The sequence below is a fragment of the Kribbella albertanoniae genome (assembly GCF_004348455.1).
Classification (GTDB): Bacteria; Actinomycetota; Actinomycetes; order Propionibacteriales; family Kribbellaceae; genus Kribbella; species Kribbella albertanoniae.
The window spans coordinates 1-1,162 of record NZ_SMKA01000536.1; the positions used below are offsets into that span (position 1 = coordinate 1).

The window sequence follows — 1,162 nt, forward strand, 5'->3', positions numbered from 1 at the left end:
CAGATGCTTAGGGAATGAATCCGGAGCTGAAGCGGATCGCCGGTCGGCAGGGTGGTGTGTTCAGTCGTCGCCAGGCAAGCGACGCGGGGTACACACCTGCGGAGATGCGCGAGCGGCTTGCGCAAGGCAAGTGGGAGCGAATTCGCTACGGCCAGTACGCCGAACGTACGGACTGGACCGGCATCGCTCCATGGGAGCAGCGGTTGCGTCGGCATCGCCTGTTGATACATGCCGCGATGAACGCGATGCACCGTGGATCGGCCGTGGTGAGTCATCACTCCGCGCTGGTTCTGCACGGCATACCGGTGTGGCAGGCGGACCTCGAGGAGGTGCAGTTGACGCGGGTGAATGCGCGGGCCGGCGTCATGGCCGGCGTCAGACATCACCAGGCGCGGCTGCCACCGGAGGACGTGACGACGGTGGAGCACCTTCCCGCGACCTCGGTCGCGCGTGCGCTGGTCGAGGTCGCGAGTACGGCGACCTTCGCGGCGGCCGTGATCAGCGCCGACGCGGTGCTGCGGCGCCCGGAGGTGACGCCGGCGGATCTTTGGCGGTTGGCGGAAACGACTGAGCACTGGCCGGGGAGTCCGATGATCCGACGGGCCCTCGCCTTCGCGAACCGATTGTCGGAGTCCGTCGGTGAGTCGCGGACTCGGATCCTGATGCGGGACGAGGGATTGCCGCCGCCGCAACTTCAGGTGGAGTTCGCTGACGCTGAGGGATTCATCGGTCGCGTCGACTTCTTCTTCCCCGAGTACGGCACCGTGGTCGAGTTCGACGGTCTCCTGAAGTACGGCGGCAACTCGGCGGATGCGCTCATTCGAGAGAAACTGCGGGAAGACCGCCTGCGCGCACTGGGCCTCGAGGTGGTCCGGATCACCTGGCAGGACCTCGACGATCCCGCGCGCGTGGCAGCCATGATCCGGCGCGCCTTCGCCCGCGGCCGCCGTACCAGCGCCTGACCTCCCGGCGCCCGCCGTACCAGCGCCTGACGTCCCGGCGCCCGCCGTATGTGGCGTGGCTCCACGGGCACCTGATGGGGGAACCCATGAGCTTGTGGGTTCTTGACCCGCATGCGAGTGCAGAACCCACAAGCTGCTGGGGGAACCCATCAGATGGCGGTTGAGGGGCGCGCCGGCAGCCCACTGTTAGGGGCGGGGAG

1 protein-coding gene is annotated in these 1,162 nt (G+C 67.8%); it reads left to right on the forward strand.

The genetic code is table 11. The features are described from left to right. The first annotated feature begins 14 nt into the window (after window positions 1-14). Entirely contained in the window at window positions 15-962 is a 948-nt protein-coding gene (locus tag E1261_RS44845; protein ID WP_132416484.1) for a type IV toxin-antitoxin system AbiEi family antitoxin domain-containing protein, read from the forward strand. Window positions 963-1,162 lie beyond the last annotated feature (200 nt).